Origin of the sequence: Leeia speluncae, assembly GCF_020564625.1 — a bacterium.
Classification (GTDB): Bacteria; Pseudomonadota; Gammaproteobacteria; order Burkholderiales; family Leeiaceae; genus Leeia; species Leeia speluncae.
The window spans coordinates 430,076-448,783 of record NZ_JAJBZT010000002.1 but is presented as its reverse complement, the minus strand read 5'-3'; the positions used below and the strand labels follow the sequence as shown (position 1 = coordinate 448,783).

General features: G+C 47.7%; 21 protein-coding genes and 1 pseudogene. 11 read left to right on the top strand and 11 right to left on the bottom strand.

The window, feature by feature from the left end; translation table 11 throughout:
• Positions 1-3: 3 nt before the first annotated feature.
• The 8 genes and pseudogenes from LIN78_RS05110 to LIN78_RS05075 all read right to left on the bottom strand — a co-directional run.
• Positions 4-852: a PoNe immunity protein domain-containing protein gene (locus LIN78_RS05110; protein WP_227179153.1), complete on the bottom strand. Its 849-nt coding sequence runs from the start codon at positions 850-852 to the stop codon at positions 4-6.
• A gap of 193 nt (positions 853-1,045) precedes the next feature.
• Entirely contained in the window at positions 1,046-1,219 is a 174-nt protein-coding gene (locus LIN78_RS05105) for a hypothetical protein (RefSeq protein WP_227179151.1), read from the bottom strand.
• A gap of 299 nt (positions 1,220-1,518) precedes the next feature.
• Positions 1,519-1,728, bottom strand: coding sequence for a DUF4926 domain-containing protein (locus LIN78_RS05100; protein ID WP_227179149.1), 210 nt, complete (start codon positions 1,726-1,728; stop codon positions 1,519-1,521).
• A gap of 336 nt (positions 1,729-2,064) precedes the next feature.
• A complete protein-coding gene (locus LIN78_RS05095; RefSeq protein WP_227179148.1) occupies positions 2,065-2,433 on the bottom strand; it encodes a hypothetical protein in 369 nt (122 codons plus the stop codon).
• Between the two features lie 269 nt (positions 2,434-2,702).
• Entirely contained in the window at positions 2,703-2,942 is a 240-nt protein-coding gene (locus LIN78_RS05090) for a hypothetical protein (protein ID WP_227179147.1), read from the bottom strand.
• Between the two features lie 121 nt (positions 2,943-3,063).
• A complete protein-coding gene (locus tag LIN78_RS05085) occupies positions 3,064-3,264 on the bottom strand; it encodes an immunity 49 family protein (protein WP_227179146.1) in 201 nt (66 codons plus the stop codon).
• 84 nt (positions 3,265-3,348) lie between these two features.
• Positions 3,349-3,792, bottom strand: coding sequence for a hypothetical protein (locus tag LIN78_RS05080; protein WP_227179145.1), 444 nt, complete (start codon positions 3,790-3,792; stop codon positions 3,349-3,351).
• 78 nt (positions 3,793-3,870) lie between these two features.
• A pseudogene (locus LIN78_RS05075) lies at positions 3,871-4,386 on the bottom strand (IS3 family transposase); the annotation flags it as partial.
• Positions 4,387-4,533: 147 nt separating this feature from the next.
• Here LIN78_RS05075 and LIN78_RS05070 point away from each other — a divergent pair.
• Both LIN78_RS05070 and LIN78_RS05065 read left to right on the top strand, forming a co-directional pair.
• Entirely contained in the window at positions 4,534-4,905 is a 372-nt protein-coding gene (locus LIN78_RS05070; protein ID WP_227179144.1) for a hypothetical protein, read from the top strand.
• Between the two features lie 76 nt (positions 4,906-4,981).
• Positions 4,982-7,474, top strand: a complete 2,493-nt coding sequence (locus LIN78_RS05065; RefSeq protein WP_227179141.1) for an SEL1-like repeat protein — start codon at positions 4,982-4,984, stop codon at positions 7,472-7,474.
• A gap of 9 nt (positions 7,475-7,483) precedes the next feature.
• Here the strand turns inward: LIN78_RS05065 and LIN78_RS05060 are convergent, their stop codons facing one another.
• From LIN78_RS05060 to LIN78_RS05050, 3 genes are all read right to left on the bottom strand, one after another.
• Entirely contained in the window at positions 7,484-8,608 is a 1,125-nt protein-coding gene (locus tag LIN78_RS05060) for an HD-GYP domain-containing protein (RefSeq protein WP_227179138.1), read from the bottom strand.
• A gap of 216 nt (positions 8,609-8,824) precedes the next feature.
• Positions 8,825-9,817: a chorismate transformation FkbO/Hyg5 family protein gene (locus LIN78_RS05055; protein ID WP_227179136.1), complete on the bottom strand. Its 993-nt coding sequence runs from the start codon at positions 9,815-9,817 to the stop codon at positions 8,825-8,827.
• A 67-nt stretch (positions 9,818-9,884) separates the two neighbouring features.
• Positions 9,885-10,457, bottom strand: coding sequence for a phosphatase PAP2 family protein (locus LIN78_RS05050; protein ID WP_227179134.1), 573 nt, complete (start codon positions 10,455-10,457; stop codon positions 9,885-9,887).
• A gap of 308 nt (positions 10,458-10,765) precedes the next feature.
• On the opposite strand from LIN78_RS05050, the gene LIN78_RS05045 reads away from it, so the two are divergent.
• Genes LIN78_RS05045 through LIN78_RS05005 form a run of 9 tightly spaced genes read left to right on the top strand, consistent with a single transcriptional unit; the run spans position 10,766 to position 18,680 of the window.
• The gene (locus tag LIN78_RS05045) at positions 10,766-11,032 is read left to right on the top strand and encodes a phosphopantetheine-binding protein (protein WP_227179132.1); all 267 of its coding nucleotides are present in this window, start codon (positions 10,766-10,768) and stop codon (positions 11,030-11,032) included.
• Positions 11,029-11,688, top strand: coding sequence for a COG4648 family protein (locus LIN78_RS05040; RefSeq protein WP_227179130.1), 660 nt, complete (start codon positions 11,029-11,031; stop codon positions 11,686-11,688). The genes LIN78_RS05045 and LIN78_RS05040 overlap by 4 nt, the downstream gene beginning before the upstream one ends.
• A 55-nt stretch (positions 11,689-11,743) precedes the next feature.
• Positions 11,744-13,093 (top strand): AMP-binding protein, encoded by a 1,350-nt coding sequence (locus tag LIN78_RS05035; protein ID WP_227179124.1) that lies wholly within the window; start codon positions 11,744-11,746, stop codon positions 13,091-13,093.
• Positions 13,086-13,388 carry a 3-hydroxyacyl-ACP dehydratase FabZ family protein gene (locus LIN78_RS05030; RefSeq protein WP_227179122.1) on the top strand — a complete coding sequence of 101 codons (303 nt, stop codon included), beginning with the start codon at positions 13,086-13,088 and terminating at the stop codon, positions 13,386-13,388. The genes LIN78_RS05035 and LIN78_RS05030 overlap by 8 nt, the downstream gene beginning before the upstream one ends.
• Positions 13,388-14,308, top strand: a complete 921-nt coding sequence (locus LIN78_RS05025; protein WP_227179119.1) for a lysophospholipid acyltransferase family protein — start codon at positions 13,388-13,390, stop codon at positions 14,306-14,308. Before LIN78_RS05030 ends, LIN78_RS05025 begins: the two co-directional genes overlap by 1 nt.
• Positions 14,292-14,891, top strand: a complete 600-nt coding sequence (locus LIN78_RS05020) for a LolA-related protein (protein ID WP_227179117.1) — start codon at positions 14,292-14,294, stop codon at positions 14,889-14,891. The genes LIN78_RS05025 and LIN78_RS05020 overlap by 17 nt, the downstream gene beginning before the upstream one ends.
• On the top strand, positions 14,891-17,224 hold the full coding sequence (locus LIN78_RS05015) for an MMPL family transporter (RefSeq protein ID WP_227179115.1): 2,334 nt from the start codon (positions 14,891-14,893) through the stop codon (positions 17,222-17,224). The genes LIN78_RS05020 and LIN78_RS05015 overlap by 1 nt, the downstream gene beginning before the upstream one ends.
• Complete coding sequence (locus LIN78_RS05010) at positions 17,221-17,859, top strand: alpha/beta fold hydrolase (RefSeq protein WP_227179112.1); 639 nt, start codon at positions 17,221-17,223, stop codon at positions 17,857-17,859. Before LIN78_RS05015 ends, LIN78_RS05010 begins: the two co-directional genes overlap by 4 nt.
• A complete protein-coding gene (locus LIN78_RS05005; protein ID WP_227179110.1) occupies positions 17,856-18,680 on the top strand; it encodes a polysaccharide deacetylase family protein in 825 nt (274 codons plus the stop codon). Before LIN78_RS05010 ends, LIN78_RS05005 begins: the two co-directional genes overlap by 4 nt.
• Positions 18,681-18,708: the final 28 nt, after the last annotated feature.

Below are 18,708 nucleotides of genomic sequence, written 5' to 3'. Positions count from 1 at the left end.
TTATTATTTATTCCGTTTGTAAAAACTTACCAGCCACTTTTTTATACCGGATGGCGGGGAGGGTAGGGCGTTTGGTCGTAACAAATCCCCGGGATAATGCGCGTGCCCAAAGCAAAGGCTGTCATCTATCTGAAATACCTTCGCAACAACCGCGGCCTCTACACACCAACGGCCAAAGTAACTACCCATTTCCAATGGGTTTGTCTCTGGGTTGCCAAATTCATACCACCAGATTTCGTCTCGACCTTTTCGCTTTAGCTCCGCATACCAATGTGTGACAAAGTCGTGAAGCTGCGCGGCTTGCTGATCAGGCGCTGCTTGTAACGCCTTTAATAGTCGCGCATAAGGCTTCTTATGCAACATCTTTGTACCTATTGTTCTGCCGGATTCTCGCGTGGCAATTACGCGATCAAGCAACTCATCCTCTCCTTCATCTCCAACCAATGCGAGTAAACGCCGCCATTGATCATCGGGAATCTCCAGTATCAGTGCCAAACCAACCAAACAAAAACACCAGTTGTAATGTTCAAGATTAGCAAGCTCAAAAGTCCAGTCCCTGCACTTGTCCAGACCATGTTCACGACAGATTTTCTCTGCTTCTTGGTTGGACAATTCCCATGCATCCAACACACTGGGAAATGGATTGTAAAGCTCACTTACCACATCTCCTCTTGAATATTGAGTTAGCGTCAGGCGAGGAAACTGGTGGGCATAATTCCAAACATACTGTGGTCGATATGTTGGATTTCCTGATGGCAAAGGGATCAGCTCTTCAGCGCTATTAATCGCTGTCCAGCGTCTTTGGACAGCCTTTTCCCAGTACCTCCTATCACCCATTTCGGCGCGAATCATGGTGAGTATCCTTGCTTGTTGATGCGCAATTTATCGATTAGTACAAAGGCATAATTGTAACGGGTTTAGCGTTGCGTAGGTGAATTTAGGAAGGGATAGGTAACGCTGGAGATTGTTGACGTGAATTCGAGATCGATGAGGGGCTACTTGGCCGTTCAAATACTCAACCGAAGGAACGGGTGTGAGTTATCTGTTACTCTAATTGATATTGTTGAATCCATTGCGCTATCTGTGTCGCAGCTTCTGGATGAACACGTGCGTACTCCCGCATGGTTCTGAGAACATAGCGTTTCACCGTGGCTTCATCGTATTCTCCATATGGCGGTTCTACACCGGTAAGATAGGTTTCGTACTCTGCCGAATACATGGTACGGCCTGAGTCATCCGTAAAACGGCTGATGTGCCAAACCGGATCGCCACCAGCACCTCCAAAATTAAAGATACTATCTATATGATAGTCAATTTGTCCGCTATCTCTTGCGGGGAAAACAGGCAGGATTTACGCCGCAAGCACGCATCCGCGTGCGCGTCATGAATGGGGGCCTGGTCATCACGACCGAGTAAAAACCGCCGACAAACGAAGGGCCGCAAACGCGGCCCTTCTCTTAACAGCTACCCGCCGCAGGCGGGTGGGTGAGGTTTTCTTCTGAAGTAAGCATGTCAGCATCAACCAGAACGCTGCACAAGTTCTAAATCCTCCTCTTTCACTGTTAATACGGCTAGTGATTCGCCTTCGCTGTCAACAAACTCAACTTCATACTGGGGATGTTCTGATGCAAACACCATCAAAATGGCTCCGGTTGTCCCACTCGGTACGCCATCCCCGAGAGAGCGAGTTGATCTCACTACGTCATACTCAAAGAATTTTGTATTCATTTTTTGGTCGGAATAGCTGTTGTTAATCTGACTATGCCGTCATTATTTCGAATCCATCCAAATGTCACGTCAATAACTTTGCCATTTGCTCCGGTGACAGGAATGACTTGATTAAATTTAATGCCGTGTTCAGTAACTGCCGTTTGAATTGCTGAGGCTTCATTAAAGACTACTTGTTTTGCAAGCTGGTGGCATTGCCAGGATTAAATCCAAGAGCAGAATCAAACCATTTCGCTTCTGGACCACCAACTGGATGTTCTGCATTCAACAAATAGCGCGCCAATTTGTCATCGACACTTGCTCGGGTAGCAGCAAGCTCTACGCTATTTGCCCCAACTAATTATCGACTTGCATATCTCCTTTTGATAAATCTAATGCAATAGCAAGCATCAACTTACCCATTTTTCCTGTTAACAGTCTTTCATATTCCTTTAATGAGTATGTGGTTATGTTAAATGCCTCAAATTGCCCTGCTTCATCTTGCAAATCAAAACCAAAAATTCTTTCACCGTTCACTAGGACTCTAAAAATATCCTCGCCTTGCTCAGGAGTATGAGAAAGTGCATAAATAGTTTTAATATCTCCACAGATTTTTCTTGCATGCTTAAGTACGTGCTGCCCTTTTTCAGATTCCATTAGATATTTTTTGGAATCAATTAAATCAGCGCGACATTCCTTCTCGGTATCTGAATTTGTTAACTTCATTTAATTTTCCCTGGAGTTGTCGTAACGAGGTTGCCATACCTACCAGTCAGAATGGTAATTGTTGAAGTTGGCTGGAAATTGCTAAATTTATCAACACCTATGTTCCTACCCAAATCAATCTCTCGCACGTAGCGAGGACCATTAGCACTCTCAAGAACTCGGGTAACCGGCGCTTGATCGACCATTTTCTGCTGCTCGGCAACAGCCCACGGTTTCGATCCGTTTGCTCTACTGGGGTTACGAATTGATGTCGCCCAATCATCCACTTATTAAATATCTTCATTTTCAAGCGCTTTGGGTAGAAATTCTCGCGCTCTCTTTAAGATCTCTTCCCATTGATCCGTGGTAAGCACTACATTTCTTTCGTTGGTATAAACAGTCAATTCAAGCATACTCGAATCATTAACAGCTATTTCCATAAAAGGGTTGTTATCCCCCTGAATATAGACACATAAATATGGGTAAGTGCTATTTACGTCCCCAACTTTCTCAAAAACTAGTTCCTTCATTTTTTCAGCATTCCTCGAAATCCAATAAATTCGCCTGACGTAGTCCAACTCGCAGCTCTCCCGTCTGGTAAAGCATAGGTTACCCAACCATTCGGATATCTACCTCCCGAATCACTTGTTGCTACTCCGTTCTGTACAAGCGCACTGGTGTCCAAGGGGCGTAATCTCCTTGAAAGGGCTGGTAGATATCAAAAGACTGCATAAACGGCCACGGGTCTTCGTATTTCTCTAGCGGGGAAATCGGTAACCAGTCTTTGGGGACCCAAGGGGAGTCGACTTCTACTTGATAGCCATTTCGCCATGCGAGCTTGGCAAACAACATGGCATAAGAAACGATGAAATTATGTGTTAGTCCAGATTCTTGATCGTGCCTAGTCTTGCGGCCTTTTATGCATGCTTTTCACATCTACTGCTGCACCTTATTCGCGTTCTGCTGATGGTTGTCGAAGACCGTGCGAATAAATTTCCCCGTGCGCCTATCCACAGACGCTGTAACCAATGTTAACGGGCAAATCTGCGTTCTTTGACCTGCCATTCCCGTTAGTTGTGGCAAACAATAGAAGACATTTTTCTTGTCGTTAAAATCGATTATCCATTTCCCTCCAAAGTACTTACGGAACACTTGTCCGACGTATCGAGCCATGCCATCTACCGCTTTTGCTTCGCTCTGCTTTTTGATGTCATTGATCGTCGGATAATTCGCCAAGGCAAATTCCTCGATCAAGCTCAACGACTCTGGCGAAAAATCCAAACGTGCTGCCATATCCACGGGGATGAACTGGCGAAACCGTTCTATGGCATCGCTCATGTCCATCAACCAGACCTGAAATTGATCATCTTCCTTAGTCATCATTGCTTCCCAAATTTGAACTTGATGCCTGCATTGGTGAGGGCTGACCTGTCCTGACAATAGTAGACACACCATCTCTTAAGCGTGTTGCTGCTTTTTGCTGAATTCCAGTGCGTAAACAGAGGGCGCAACGAAACCCAGTCGTGAATGTCTTCGCTGTCGGTTGTAGAATATTTCAATGTATTCTTGGATAGATGCCTCTGCTTCTGCTCGCGTTTCATAACAATGCTGATAGATCAGTTCATTTTTCAAACTACCCCAGAAGCTTTCCATAGGCGCATTATCATAGCAATTACCTTTACGTGACATTGAGGTCCTCATGCCAAACTGCTTCACCAACTTTTGGTAGTGATGTGCACAATATTGACTTCCTCTATCCGAATGCAGAATTAGGCCTAACGGAGGTCGCTTCCACTTCACTGCTTTCCACCGTGCCTGACAGACCAAATCCTTTGTCATCCGCGAGCTCATGGCATAACCGACAATTTCACAAGTAAATATATCTTTGATGCCAGCAAGGTATAACCAACCTTCCTTGGTCGAGATATAGGTAATATCGCTCACCCACGCTTCATTAGGCCATGTTGGCGTAAATTGTTTTTTTTCAGGCTACCTCACCGCAAACTCTGCGAAAAGTAATAGTCTCTGCGGGTATTACGCAAACATAGCGCACACTATCATTTGCATGCAAATGGCATTGCGGATAAAATTCATGCTTTTTGCATACTAAGGATAATGATTATGCGTTTACGCCAGCCACTTCGCTCCCTATTGATGATTAGCTTATTGGCCGTCAGTGCGGTCAGCCATGCCTTTGAGCCGGGCAAATATCAAACTAAAGGCAATTGGGGGGAGCTGATCCTTAGCAATAAAGGGACATTTCAGCTAGAAACGGTCGGAGGCCAAAGTTCATGTAGTCTGGAGGGGAAAGTGGTGGGTAATAAGGGCTTCACCGGCGGGGCGAGCGCAGAAGAAAAGTGCGAGCTCAGTTTTGTGCCAAAAGGGAAAAGCATTGAAGTGGCCGCCGAAAATTCTGCTTGCCGTTCCTACTGCGGCGCGAGCGCCGAAATCGATGGGCTTTATTCGCCTGTTCCTCCTAAAAAGAAAAAATAACCGGGCTTCTGCCTTCCCTATTGGATGAGGGCAGCGAGGCGAGTCGCAATCGTTGATTGGAGTAGAAAGTCTACGCATGGGGAATCGAATTTATTTGTATGCCGAACGCCAAGGCGAGTACGAGATGCTGAGCGAGGCAAAGTATGAGGTTCCCCCTGTATGGTGTTTGTTGCTGGGGGATGTGATCGCTGATGAGGGGGGGTTAACCCTGCGGACTCGGCAAAAGGCTAGTTGGGCCGCGCTGAATGGTTTGTTAGGCGTGCTAGAAGCAGACGCTTCGTTTTCTAAAGATAATCATTTTTTGCAGGCATTGGATGCAGTTAGATCATATTTGGCCGCATATCCAACCAAATTAACGGTTGAGCTAGCTGAGCTATTTATGATGGAAGCGGATATATCGGAGGCAGATTTTTTAAGCCAAACGATTGATGAGCTACGGTCGTTTCGGTCGAGTTGTGATCCATTCATCGCCAATAAAGAGGTGGCGGGGTTAAACCAGCTATTTGGTGTAGAAACGGCGGCGGATTGGTTGTCTCAAACGGGCCTCACGTGGTGGGAGGACGCATATTTCTGGGAGAGCCGTTGGGAGAAACAGAGCTGGGCGGATTATCAGTCCGAGAAAGCGACTGCACCGGTTCCATTAGGCGATGGCCTGACTGCATTTTACGCGGATGGGCAATGGGGATTGAGGGATGAGGACGGGGCCGTTCTTGCATCCCCTTTTGCGGATGAACTCTTGCCCTTTGATGATGAGGTAGCCGTTACGGGGTATCGGCAAGGCTTACATTGGGGATTGCTGCACCGCTCTGGCCGCGTGGTTACCCCTGCTGAATTTGATGTTTATGAAGGGATACATGGTGGCATTGCCATTGTTCAGGTTGCAGGCCGGTTTGGTCTTCTTGAGCTAGATGGCCAGTGGTTGGCGACCCCACAATTTGATGATGCATATGGTTTTGATGAGGGATTGGCCCCTGTCTCTTTGAATGGTAAATGGGGGATGCTGGGGCGCGATGGCAAAGTGGTGATCCCGATTGAGTTGGACGATCTGCATAGTGCTAGTTTACTGAAAGATGAACAAGCTAGTGGGGTTCGATTGCTTGCCAAGCAAGGTGGCTGGGGATTGATGGATGAAGGTGGGCGCTGGGTGCTTCCGCCTGTGTATGACGCAATAGAATGGAAAACAGGCCATGCAGCCGGTTGGCAAACCAGTAAAGATAATCTGCTTGGCCGGCTTTCACCGCTAGGCGAGACGTGGTTGGCTGGCGAATGGCATGCAATCGAGGCGTTACCGCTGGATGATCAAGGTAAACAGCTGGCGTGGCTTGTTGAAAAAGCAGGTCTGAAAGGGGTTGTTGGCAACGATGGACATGTTTGGTTACCGTGTCAGTTCGATAAACTCAAACCACTAGAAGCCGTCGAAGCGACCGTTCGTCCCGGTTGTCATCGTTTTTGGGAAGTGGCCGAAAAAAGAAAATCATTTGTGTGGGACATGGAAGCCGGTCAGTCTGTGTTGTCGATGAATGGCTTAAAAAAAGTATTACCGCTAATTGGTGATTCGGCGGTGTATTTGCTGGGGGTCGATAAAGAGCAAGGTGAAATGCGCTTTTATTCGGCAACCGGTAAGTTGATGTTTCCGTATCAATTTCAATGGTTGCATGATGATGCGGCGAATCCCAAAGGGGGCTGGCATTGGAAAGGCGTGCTCTACCTGCATTGTTTAGTACCATGGGCAACAGGCGAGCCAGTAGAAGCCATGATCGGCAAGCCGCTTAGCCAATCTGCGACATTCATGGGGTCGGTGTGGTTGTTTGCCGATGGTCAGATGGTCTCTGACGTGGATTGGCAATTGCCCAAGGCCAATGCCGGGGAGGCAGAGGCGTGCTATCGGATGGCGGGGCATGTCGAAAACACGGATCTAGTCGCTGCTCGCGCATGGTTACAAAAAGCGGCAGCGCAAGGGCATGAGGCGGCTATCGCTGAATATGCCTATAGTTTGACAAACGAACTAGCCGGTCCTGTCGATTTAGTCCGCGCACGCCAATTGTATGAGTCTGTACTTCATCGTTTTCCGTGGGCGCAAAATAATTTTGCGAGCATGCTACAAAATGGAGAGGGCGGGCCAAAAGACGAAAAACGAGCGTTTGAATTATTTCGTTGGCCAGCGGAGAGAGGCATTGTGGTGGCGATGCGAAATCTGGGAGAAGCATTTTGCTATGGCTATGGGACCAGTATTCATCTTCCTTCTGCGATTAGTTGGCTAGAAAAGGCGGCCGAATGTGGCGATAGCATTGCTGCTAGGCAGGCTGCTGCTTTGTTAATCTCGAATCATCAAGCCACTGATACGCCGCTGCAAAAGCAAAAGCGTCAGGAAAGAGCGTATCGATGGGCGTATATGGCGGTTGGTGATGAGCAACTCGCCTCTTTGCTGGTGTTAGCGGATGTGCTGTTTGCAAGCGGGACCCCCGAAGATCGGGAAGAGGCGAAGCGATTGTTATTGGCTAGACAAGCCGAACAGCCAGACCCGGCGATACAAGCGGTGCTCGACGCCAATGGTTGGGGTCGCAATTAACGATTCAAACTAATCAGGGAAGTTGTGGCGGATGTGAGAGAACTCGGTAGGGCTATTTAGAATAGCATCTACACAAACTGGGTCTAGTTTGCCGGAGGCTGCTTCCTCTTTTAGCTCGGCCAAAATGGCGACTTCCGTCCATGGTTGCTTGTAGGGGCGGCGATGAGCGAGGGAATCATACACATCCGCGACGGCAATAATTTTGGCTTCGATGGGGATTTGATGGTCTGTTAAGCCCCTAGGATAGCCAGAACCATCACAGCGTTCATGGTGATATGCCACCACATTGCGCATCATACTTGTGGCGATGCCTTCTTCTAAGCCAAGCTCATCAATTAATTGGGCAATCAGTTTTTCGCCTAACTCGACATGCTGACGCATGATGACCCATTCATCGTCTAATAATCGCCCCGGTTTCAACAATATATCGTCGGGCATGCCGACTTTGCCAATATCGTGCAGTGGAGCAAAGAGATGTAGGTATTCGATAAACTCATCATCCAATTCGAAGTGATTGGCGATTTTTTTAGCAATTAGCCGTGCGTAATTGGCAATGCGTTGTAAGTGATTGCCGGTTTCTAAATCTCGAATCTTGGCGAGGCCACTCGCAACTTGTACCGTGCCAATTAGACTCCGCATGGCACGTAATTCCAGCAAATATAGTTCAGACGTGAGTTCGGCAAAAACATCTAAAAAAGAGGTCGTTTCTGCGGTAAATACATTTGCAGAGCGCGAATCAAAAAACATGAAGCCAGATAAATGCTCGCCTTGGAATAGGGGTTGGGTGTAGCTACTTTGGTAATGGTGCGCTTTTAGCCAGGTGGTATGTTCTTTTTCTGAATTAAATAAGCCATTGATGTCATTGACGACACGGCTTTTGCGCTCGTCCGCAAGGCTTTTTAGGCTGGGTACATCGCCTAGTTTTGCTTCGTATCCGACTAAGCGCTCGCCATCTGAATTACTGCTAATAAAGGTTTTTAGCAAATCGGTTTCAGGATCATATAGCGCCATGGCTAAACGATGCACAAATGGGTAGCGAATAGAAATGATGTCGTGCAGCTGGCTTAGGCGTTCGGTTAACGATGCCCGTTTCTTTTGAAGATTGGTAATAAATTGCTGCGGAAGCGTGTTCAAGCGTACCCCAATATAATATGAATATGTCAATTCAATGAATTAACCAGAAAAATTATAGTTGCTTGAAAGGAAATAAAAAGAAAAATTAAGTAAAAGACTGCGCAAAATGGGAAAAATAACTGGCTTAGTCGACTAATAGAAGCGTGATAATGAAGATTTGTCGGAAAGCAGCCCATTGATTGCGCTGCTTTCCCTGTATGGATGTGTTAACTCGGCTTAATTGATTTGGCTGCGATTAATGCCGTGCGCTTCAATTTCTACCAATAAATCCTGACGACAAATATCTGCTTGTACGTATTGTACGGCGGCATTACCAACCGTTTTTTCTACAATCTCTTTCACCAATGCAAAATGCTGTGGATGACGAATATAGACTTTGTAATACAGTTGGTTCATTGCAAAAGCAGGATGCCGAATGAGCGTATTTGCTTCATTCACCAGCGTGTGAATATTGGTAAACGTTTCTTGGGTTTGCCCGACAATATCGCCAATATGGACGGTGTGGTGATTCACAATACTCGCCGTACCAGAAATGAATAAAATATGTTTGCCATTTAGGGCTGCAAGGGCTGCTCGGGTGAAGGTAGGGCTTTTGGGACCGTATTCACTCGGGTAATTAAAGGCACTTACTTGGCGCGGGTTTTCAATGCGTTTTGTCGGGGTTTTGGCTGCCAAAAACGCAATACTCAGCGGGCCATTGTGCGAGCCTAATGCACAGGCTGCCGGGCTAAAAGAGACTTCCCGCTGTGTCTTATTAAATGCTTCATGACGGCCAATATTAAACCAGCGATAGCGCTCTACGCCATTTTCCTGCTGGTTGATGGCTGGCATGTAATTCCACACCCGCCAAATATGCGGAAAGCCGGTTTGGTCTAGTAACTCGAAAATCTGTAAATAGGCTTTTTCTGCCAATACTTGCAGGGGATGCGTGTCTGTTGCGTGGATGCTGTGTTCATCTAGTTCGACCACGCCAAATAGGAAATCTTCATTCCATTGGTAGCGAATATCACCAAATTGTGCTGCTTGGCAGGCTTTCTCTACTAACCAAAACTCGCCAGCTTCTTGCGCCGATTGACCTAATACAGGCATGTGTAAGGTCTGAAACGGGGTACTTTGTGTGGCGGATGGTGAGACGTCTTGAGTACTAGCCGCCCCTAATAGATGGCGGTTAGCAATGTCTTTGGCTGAATGTGTAAACAACAACGGCATGGGTGTATTCCGGTACGCTAGATGCAGATTTGCTTTTGGCTGGGCGGATTGTGCGCGATGCGCATCGTCATGTCAAACGCATGGCATGAGATTTTAGCCTGGTGAGGTAAGCTGTTGTTAAAGCGAGTAAAATCCCTGCTAGCACATCAATAAAAAAATGTTGGCGTATGGCCATGGTGGACCAAATAATCCCGATGCACCACGCCCAATTGATCACATTTACCCATTTAGCAGCGCGGATTCTAGCTAGGCGCCAGTGCATCCAAAGGCAAGAATAGAGCGCCATGGCGACGTGTAAAGAGGGGCAGGCATTACCGGCTGCATCTACTTTTTTTAGAAACTCGATACTTTCTATTCCGTGCCAATCGGCGGGGTTAGGGGTGATCATGGTGGGATAGAAATAGAAAATGGCGAGTCCAAGCACGCAAGGGGTTGCCACGCGCCAACCATAATCTGCTAACTCTGCGAACGTATGAATCAAAAAATTGGGTAAAGAGACGTACAGCCATAGGGAAAGATAGACAGGTAGACCATACATGCTAAACGGAACTATCTGATCCACAATGGTGGTGGGAATGCGGGTGATGTTGCCGCTCGGGTGGTGTAGCAAATATAAGTAGCCGACAAAGAATAATGTCATAAATGCAGTGTTGCCGACTGTCTTAAGCAAAAAATTAGAAAATGCTGTTTTTTTTAGATACGCTAGTGGCGAAATTGAGCCAAACGTGGGTAACAAAGACTTCTTCCAAAACGACCAATCTTAGCTGATTGGCATATATGTTAATAGCTGTTAAAATTGCAAGATTTTTCACCTCGATTTGATCGGGGAAATACCTGGCGAAAAACGGGGTAAAAGACTGAAAAATGATAATAACATGATCATTTTCAGAATGGCGATGTTGGCGACAAAAATAGGTCGGGCATCTCAAATTATAGGAATCAACTATCGTGTCTCATGATCAAGCATTAGAGCTAGAAATTGCCGGACAAATTGTGTCCGCACTCAATCTGGAAATGACACCAGAAGAAATCGATCCAGAAGCGCCTATTTATGGTGATGGCTTGGGAGTCGATTCTATCGATATTTTAGAAATTGCCTTGGTACTGTCTAAAAAATACGGCGTACAAATTAAAGCTGATAGCGCAGACAACACCAAAATTTTTGCGTCTCTGCGTGCGTTGACTGCATTTGTGGCGGAAAACCGTACTAAATGAACCCCATTTGGCGATGGCTAAAACTAGCCGGCATTGCTGGCTTAGTAATCGGCTATATGTCGCTTGCCTACTTGGCATCGGCGTCTGATCGGCCACCGCTCATCGCTTTTTTTGTGGGCGTTACGCCGTTTGCACTCGGCGTATTGGGATTTAGTTGGAAAACCAAACTGCGTTACCCTGTGCTGATGGCTTTTGGTGCCTTAGCAGTGTGGTTTTGGCAAGAAACCGATTGGTTTTTAAAGCATTCGGTTTGGTTGTATTTGGCGCAGTATTTATTTGCGATGTTCTCTTTGGCGTTGATGTTTGGTTCTACGCTAGGCAGCCCCGCCAACGCGCTATGTTCCAAAATAGCGGCACTGGCAAAATCGGAGCCCTTAACCGAGCGCTACTTACGCTATACGTGGAAAGTCACCTTGGTGTGGACGGTGTATTTTGTGGTGGCGGGATGTAGCTCTTTGCTACTTTTTCTGACTGTGCCGGCACCCAAGTGGGCAATCTTTGATGCCATTGCCGCACCGGTTTCGCTAGGGTTGATGTTTGCTGGCGAATATTGGATTCGCCTGCGAACCTTTCCAGATGAGTCGCATATTAGTATTCAGCGGACTGTCGAACTTTACCGCGAGTTTAGCCAATCTCATAAACGGGGTTCTTCTTAACCCGGTGTTTGGTGGGCGAGCGAAGCAACCTTAACCTTTTCTCATTGATATCACGATGACGCAATTACCGCTGGTTCCTCATCCGTTGGCCGATGTGCCATTTGCCTTGTTGGCAGATCGCACCATTAGTCGCCAACAGTTTCTCTCTCATGTGATGTCATTTTCTGATGCGTTGCCAAACCATGGGGTGTTGATGAACCTATGCGGGGATCGCTACTCCTTTTTGGTGTCGTTGTTTGCCGCAACGCGTAAAGGGTTGTTGTCTGTCTTGCCAAATTCGTTGGCGCCAGAGCATTTAAAAGCGATTGTTGAGCAATATCCCGATATTGTGGTGGTTCGTACCGATGAGAACCCGTTGCCTTCACAAGCTTCTGTGTCGGTAGATATAGATGCCTTGTCTTCGGATTGGGTGGGTGATTCACCGCTAATCCCATTTGATCAGACCATTGCTTGCTTGTTTACCTCTGGTTCTACAGGCGTGCCGACGGTCCACTTCAAACAGTTTGGTCGGTTAGTGTATAGCATGGAAGGCAGTGCAGAACGCTTATGGGCGGCAGCCGGTGGTGTGTGTTCGGTTGTCGGGACTGCGCCATTTCGCCATATGTATGGGTTTGAGTCCAGCGCGTTATTGTCGGTCTTTGGTGGCGGTGTGTTGGTGGATGAAATGCCGTTTTTCCCGGCGGATATTGCGGCGTGCTTAGCCAAGATGCCTGCGCCGCGATTACTGGTGACTACGCCATACCACTTACGCAATTTACTAGAGTCTGGCACCGCGTTACCGGAAGTGGCGTTAATTTTGTCTGCGACTGCACCACTTAGTCTGGAGTTGGCAGAAGCCGTGGAGGCGCGTTTTCAGGTACCGGTGTGGGAAATTTATGGCTCGACCGAAACCGGACAAATTGCAACGCGCCGGGCAACCGAAAATGCGTTGTGGACGTGTTTACCGCATATTCGTGTCTTACAGAATGATGAAGATACTTGGGCAGAGGGTCTGCTGATTGAACGCCCGCAAGTCATTAACGATGTGGTGGAGTTGGTGGGCGAAGATAAATTCCGCTTTATTGATCGTAAAGGTAATTTGGTGAGTGTGGCAGGAAAACGCAGCTCATTAAGTTTCCTCAATACCATTTTGCTGCGAGTAGATGGGGTAAAAGATGGCGTTTTCTTTGTGCCCCCCAAAAAAGAACACGATGAAATCGAGCGACTAGCGGCTTTTGTGGTACTTGCGCCCAATGCAAATAAAGCTGACGTCTTGATGGGGTTGCGCCAATATATCGACCCTGTGTTTTTACCAAGACCTTTTATTGTGGTGGATGATATTCCTAGAGATGTAAATGGCAAGGTGTTGGCAAAGTCGTTGCAAGCGATGATCACTACCCATTTTGCAGGAGCGCGTCATGAGTGAAGTCTTGTTTAGCGACATCGTGGTGCCGATGGATCACGCCGCGTTTCCGGGGCATTTCCCGGGGCAGCCTGTATTACCCGGTGTGGTGTTGCTGGATTTTGTCGTGCTTGCTGTAGAAAAGCAGATCGCGAGAGCGGTCGCAGGGGTATCGGTCGCTAAGTTTCACCGGCCAGTGTTACCGGGGGATCAATTAGCGATTGAGTTAACGCCAGACGCAAGTGGCGTTAAGTTTTTGATTCGCCATGCCGAAGGGAAAGTGGCAGATGGCAAATTGGCTTGGGCAGATGCCGCATAATGAGTGAGGTTGAAAACACGTCTCCAGAATGGATGCAGCAAAAAGAGCGTGGCTCTATGTTTTGGCTGCGCATCATGCTGGGGTTGTCTAATTTTTTAGGGCGTAATGGCTCGCGCCTCATTTTGCATTTGATCGCGGTGTATTTTTTTGTGTTTTCTGCGAAGGCAAGAAAACACTCGGCTACTTATTTGGCTAGGGCATTAAAGCGAAAACCACGGTTAAGTGATCGTTACCGGCACTTCTTGGTGTTTGCAACGACCATTCATGATCGTTTGTATCTCTTGCAAGATAAGTATTCGCTGTTCGATATTGGATTTTCTGGCGCGGAAGCAGTGAATTCGCAACTCGGCCAACAGGGAATGCTGCTATTTGGTGCGCACATGGGTAGTTTTGAGGTGCTCAGAGCGGTGGCTAGAAAACATCCGGACGTGCGGATGAATATGGCGATGTATAGCGAAAATGCGCAGCAGATTAATGCACTACTCAAGATGGTGAACCCCGAATGCTTGGGCGATATTATTGAATTAGGGTCGCTAGAGGCGATGCTAACCGTCCATCAGCGACTTAAAGAAAACCGCCTTGTCGGGATTTTGGCCGATAGAGCATCGGGGCCAGACGAATATGTGGCAGTCGAGTTTTTAGGTAAAACGGCTAGATTTCCAACGGGGCCATTTCGCATGGCGGTGATGCTGGGTTTTCCGCTTTATTTTATGGCCGGGCTGTACGCGGGGGGGAATCGGTACGAGGTTGTATTTGAGGAAATTACTTCCTTTGCGGAAGGCAAACCAAAAGACCGAGCAGCCGCAGTGGAAAAGTTGGTCAAACAGTATGCGGAAACCTTAGAAAGGTTCTGTGAGTCTTACCCGTATAACTGGTTTAATTATTATGATTTTTGGGAAGAGCATGCAACAAATGCGTAAATTGTCTGTAGTGACGCGTGCCTGTGTAGGCATTTCTCTATTGGTGGCCGCAGCGACGAGCATGGCTGCCGAATGGGGCGTGAATGATCTGATGCAGTCCCTCAGCCAGAAAAAAGCGGGCACGGCGACCTTTGTCGAGAAGAAATTTATTAGTACCTTGAACCAGCCATTAGAGTCGACAGGCCAATTGGCGTTTACCGCGCCAGACCGTTTGGAAAAACGTACCCTCAGCCCGGCCGCCGAAAGCATGATTCTGCAAGGCGATAAACTGATGGTTGAGCGGGCGGATGGCAAAAAACTGAACGTCTCATTGTCTGATCGCCCAGAGGTATCTGCTTTTGTAGAAAGTATCCGTGCGACGTTGGCGGGTGATAAGGCTGGTTTAGAAAAATATTACGCGATAGTCCTTAATGGTAAGCCAGAACAATGGCAAATTTCGCTTACCCCGACACAAAGCAAAATGCAGAAAGTGATTTCGCAGATTCGTATTCAGGGGACGAAAACCCAAATCAAGATGATTACCTTTTTGCAGGCAGATGGTGACCGTTCTGAAATGACGATTACGGAAACGAGCAGCAAATAATGGTGAAGCGTTCCACCCGTTATATTCTGCTGGCTTGGTTGTTGTTCATTGCGGCAGCGGTCGCGGTGGTTTTCCGTACGCACTTCGTGGCAGATCTATCGGCCTTTTTGCCGAAGTCTCCCAATGTGAAGCAGCAAATATTGGTGGAGCAATTAAAAGAAGGGGCGATTGCCCGCTTGGTGCTGATTGGGATTGAAGGGGGCGATGCCACGCAACGTGCAGATGCCTCTCGCCAGTTACAAGCAGAATTAAGCAAGCGCCCATTATTCTCGGTGGTGCAGAACGGTGATCCAGCCGCGATGCAGGCCGATCAGGCGTACTACTTTAAGAACCGATATTTACTCAGCCCTGCGGTAGAGAAAGACCATTTTTCTGAAGCAGGCATCAAAGCCTCTATTCAGCAATTACTGATTGCCATGTCTGGCGATAGCGGCTTGCTGATCAAAAAGCTATTGCCGAGTGATCCAACCGGCGAAACGTTACAAATCCTAGAACAATTTATGTCTTCTGGCGGCCCACGGACGGAAGACGATGTGTGGGTGTCTAAAGATGGCCAACGTGCGGTATTAATGGCGCAATTGGCTAGCTCGGGCCTGAATACCGATGAGCAAGCCTTGGCGCTAGACGACATCCGTGCGGCGTTTACGAAGGCTAGCCAACATACGCCACAACTGAAACTCGTGATGACGGGAACCGCGGTGTTCTCTGTGTATTCTCGAGACACCATTAAGTCTGAAGTAGAGCGATTGGCGACATTAGGCACTGTACTTGTGATTGTGCTGTTGTTGCTGGTGTACCGTTCTTTCCGATTATTACTGTTGGGTGTGTTACCCGTTGCTTCTGGCGCGTTGGCAGGCATTGCCGCAGTGAGTATTGGCTTTGGCTATGTGCATGGTTTGACGTTAGGCTTTGGTACTACCTTGATTGGTGAAGCGGTAGATTATTCGATTTACCTGTTTATCCAATCTGGACAAGAGAAAAAAGCCTACTTTTGGCGCACGATTCGCCTAGGCGTGTTGGCGTCTATCGCCGGGTTTGCTGTCTTAATGGTGTCTAGCTTCCCGGGCTTATCGCAACTAGGTGTGTACTCTATCGCCGGGTTGTTGGTAGCGGTATTGGTGACGCGCTTTGTGTTACCTGTCTTGATGCCTACCCAGTTAAAAATGCCTGCTTTAACCGGTACAGCAACGATACTTGACCATGTGTTTGAAGGTCTGCGACATATTCGCTGGGTTCCGATTGTCTTATTGGTGGTTTCATTTACGTATCTACTGATGAATCATCAGCGGCTATGGAGTAGACAGTTAAGTAGCCTAAGCACTATTTCTGCTGCGCAAAGCCAGTTAGATGCCAAATTGCGCGGGGATTTTGGCAATACCGATATGCGGTATATCGTGAGTTTCCATGCGCCTACTCAAGAAGCTGCGCTTCAAAAAGCAGAAACAGTGAGCGGGGTGCTCAACCAACTGGTAGCGGCAAATCAGATTCAAGGTTTTCAGTCGCCTTCTAATATCTTGCCAAGTGTGGCGACCCAACAAAAACGCTTAGCAGCGATCCCAGACCAAGCCACATTGGTGAAAAACTTAAACGCCGCCTTAGTTGGCATGCCGGTGAGTGCGGATAAGCTCACAGGGTTTGTTACTGCGGTCACTGCGGCGAAACAACAAGGCGTGATTACCAAGGCGGGTTTGGCCAAAACGGCTTCTGGCGTGTTGCTGGATTCGATGCTGATTCGTCGTGCGAATGACTATTTGGTGATGATGCCCTTGGTACCATTAGCAAATGGTTTGGTGACCAATACCTTCCAACAATCGTTAGACCGTGCAGGTTTAGCAGGCGTGAGTGTTCTAGATGTAGTGGAAGAAACTTCGGGTGTGTTTGGCCGTTACACCGAAGAAGCGATGACCTTATCGTTAGTCGGTAGTGCGGCAATTGTGGCCTTGTTTGTGTTTAGCAAAGGCTGGCGGACTGCTTGGCGAATTAGCTTCCCATTGCTTTGTGCCGTGGTCGTGGTGATGGCGATTTTTGCGTGGCTCCATATTCAAATGACGATTCTGCATTTGGTTGGTTTGCTGCTATTGGTGGCGATTGGATCGAATTACGTTTTATTCTTTGCCGAAGACGAAACCGATAGAGATTTGGCCTCTCGCCAAAAAATGGAAGTGTCCTTGGTGGTAGCCAACCTAGCCACCGTCTGTAGTTTTGGCTTGTTGGGTACTTCTTCTGTGCCGGTATTATCCTTTATGGGGTCTACCGTTGGGATTGGGACATTCTTGGCGTTGATCTTTGCTGCCATGTTAGTGCGCCAACGTTATGTGAAGGCGAGTGAATGACCAACCACCTTGCCGATCCACTGATTCGACTGATCCTGTTACCGCCTGCGATGGCAACGAGTCAGGATTATGTCGAAAAAGGGTTTCTGACGCTGGTGGCTTCTTTATCGTTGCCTATTGAGGTGTCGTGCATTGATATTGGCTATGAACAAGTAATGTCTGGCACGGCAGCAAACTATTTGCACGAACAGATTGCCCCAAAGGAGAACGAGCGAATCTGGCTGGGTGGCATATCGCTAGGGGCATTCAATGCGCTGCAATTTGCGGCGAGCTACCCAACTGTAGTGGAGCGATTGGTGTTATTTGCCCCCTATGCGGGGACGTCAGATGTGCTGAGTGCCATAACAGATAACCAAGGTATCCCTGCAGAATGGCAAACCGATACCACGCTCACAGATGAGCGCCGTTGGTGGGGATGGTTGGGCAATCCCTTATTGGCAAAGCCAACAATCGATTTATGGCTAAGTGAGAAAGACCGTTTTCTTGCTGGGCAACAGTTGCTTGAAAAGTATTTACCCAACACGAAGGCCCAATGGTTGCCGGGTAAACATGAGTGGCCTGTTTGGCAGCAAATGTGGCTAGCATGGGTAAACACCGTACTCACACCTCCATTCACACAAGCGAGTCATCCATGAAATGGCAGCCAAGTAAATTTATCGTGATGGTAGCTGGTCTGCATGTGCTAGCGATTACTTGGCTATTGCTTCAGCCAGAAAATTGGTTAGTGGTGCTTCTCTTTTTGCTGGTGCTGCATGTATTGGTGGGCTTGTTAGGCATGTTGCCAAGGTCTCAGGCACTAGGCGACAACCTGACTCAATTTGAGCCAGAGGAATTGCCCGGCCGAATTTGTCTAACCTTAGACGATGGGCCAGATCCTAGGCTAACGCCGCAGATTTTGCAGATTTTGGCAAAGTACCAAGTAAAAGTGACGTTCTTTTGTATTGGCCGGCGAGTAGAGCAGTATCCGGAAGTGGTGCGGCAAATTCAATCGGAAGGACATCAAGTAGAAAATCATGGCTACGCGCATCGGGTGAGTAATCCGTGCTCGGGGCTCGCAGGTTGGAAGGCTGAAATTCAGCAAGGCGCAGACGCAATTTTTCGTCAGACCGCGATTCGACCGACGCTTTATCGCCCAATGGCTGGTTTAAGAAACCCTTTTTTAGACCCGGTGCTACAACGTTTATCGGTGAAACAAGTTACTTGGTCGCGCCGTGCGTATGATACCCGTGAAAAAAATCCTACCGTGGTACTAGATAAATTAACCCGTGATTTGGTCTCTGGCGAAATCCTGCTTATGCACGATGGCCATGCAGCAAATGATGCGAATGGCTCGCCGGTGATCTTGAGCGTGTTACCATCCCTGATTGAATCGGTTCATGCGAAAGGGTTTACCTTTTGCACCTTAGCAGAGGCGTTTGAAATCGCCGCTAAGGCAGATGAACAACTGTCTTCCTAAATCCAAGTTTTAACTGAGTGCTGACACC

Coding starts and splice junctions, on each gene's coding strand:
- LIN78_RS05100 (WP_227179149.1), bottom strand. CDS start 1,728: ATGAATACAAAATTCTTTGAGTATGACGTAGTGAGATCAACTCGCTCT.
- LIN78_RS05020 (WP_227179117.1), top strand. CDS start 14,292: ATGCAACAAATGCGTAAATTGTCTGTAGTGACGCGTGCCTGTGTAGGC.
- LIN78_RS05015 (WP_227179115.1), top strand. CDS start 14,891: ATGGTGAAGCGTTCCACCCGTTATATTCTGCTGGCTTGGTTGTTGTTC.
- LIN78_RS05105 (WP_227179151.1), bottom strand. CDS start 1,219: ATGTATTCGGCAGAGTACGAAACCTATCTTACCGGTGTAGAACCGCCA.
- LIN78_RS05010 (WP_227179112.1), top strand. CDS start 17,221: ATGACCAACCACCTTGCCGATCCACTGATTCGACTGATCCTGTTACCG.
- LIN78_RS05055 (WP_227179136.1), bottom strand. CDS start 9,817: ATGCCGTTGTTGTTTACACATTCAGCCAAAGACATTGCTAACCGCCAT.
- LIN78_RS05040 (WP_227179130.1), top strand. CDS start 11,029: ATGAACCCCATTTGGCGATGGCTAAAACTAGCCGGCATTGCTGGCTTA.
- LIN78_RS05110 (WP_227179153.1), bottom strand. CDS start 852: ATGATTCGCGCCGAAATGGGTGATAGGAGGTACTGGGAAAAGGCTGTC.
- LIN78_RS05070 (WP_227179144.1), top strand. CDS start 4,534: ATGCGTTTACGCCAGCCACTTCGCTCCCTATTGATGATTAGCTTATTG.
- LIN78_RS05025 (WP_227179119.1), top strand. CDS start 13,388: ATGAGTGAGGTTGAAAACACGTCTCCAGAATGGATGCAGCAAAAAGAG.
- LIN78_RS05035 (WP_227179124.1), top strand. CDS start 11,744: ATGACGCAATTACCGCTGGTTCCTCATCCGTTGGCCGATGTGCCATTT.
- LIN78_RS05050 (WP_227179134.1), bottom strand. CDS start 10,457: ATGACATTATTCTTTGTCGGCTACTTATATTTGCTACACCACCCGAGC.
- LIN78_RS05095 (WP_227179148.1), bottom strand. CDS start 2,433: ATGAAGTTAACAAATTCAGATACCGAGAAGGAATGTCGCGCTGATTTA.
- LIN78_RS05030 (WP_227179122.1), top strand. CDS start 13,086: ATGAGTGAAGTCTTGTTTAGCGACATCGTGGTGCCGATGGATCACGCC.
- LIN78_RS05090 (WP_227179147.1), bottom strand. CDS start 2,942: ATGAAGGAACTAGTTTTTGAGAAAGTTGGGGACGTAAATAGCACTTAC.
- LIN78_RS05065 (WP_227179141.1), top strand. CDS start 4,982: ATGGGGAATCGAATTTATTTGTATGCCGAACGCCAAGGCGAGTACGAG.
- LIN78_RS05080 (WP_227179145.1), bottom strand. CDS start 3,792: ATGACTAAGGAAGATGATCAATTTCAGGTCTGGTTGATGGACATGAGC.
- LIN78_RS05005 (WP_227179110.1), top strand. CDS start 17,856: ATGAAATGGCAGCCAAGTAAATTTATCGTGATGGTAGCTGGTCTGCAT.
- LIN78_RS05085 (WP_227179146.1), bottom strand. CDS start 3,264: ATGTTGTTTGCCAAGCTCGCATGGCGAAATGGCTATCAAGTAGAAGTC.